This window comes from Psychrobacter sp. GW64-MNA-CIBAN-0177 (assembly GCF_040309585.1).
GTDB lineage: Bacteria > Pseudomonadota > Gammaproteobacteria > Pseudomonadales > Moraxellaceae > Psychrobacter > Psychrobacter okhotskensis.
This window is the reverse complement of record NZ_JBEOOY010000357.1, coordinates 1-261: the sequence shown is the minus strand read 5'-3', so window position 1 is coordinate 261 and position 261 is coordinate 1. Positions and strand designations below refer to the sequence as shown.

1 pseudogene is annotated in these 261 nt (G+C 49.0%); it reads right to left on the bottom strand.

Annotated features, from left to right (window positions below):
• Positions 1–261 (bottom strand): annotated as a pseudogene (locus AAEY79_RS15430) (TIGR01777 family protein); the annotation flags it as partial.

The following is a 261-nucleotide window of genomic DNA, read 5'->3' as shown; positions in this document are numbered from 1 at the left end:
CATGTATCCAACTCATGCCTTGGCGGCCATGCCCTATTGGGCCACCGAGACCTAGTTTAAAGGGGGGAAGCATCTTTTCTAGCGCGCCGCCGTGACCGAGTACGAAACCGATCCGAATAATACTGACCCGAGTATGCTCCGATGCTGCATTTAGCGCTAACTGCTCCCAGGTTTTGCAGATTTCATGGCTGAATTCAATAAAGGGAGTGCTATTTTCATTTAAGAGTTGTTCACCTTGTCGACCAAACCCAATAGCAGAAC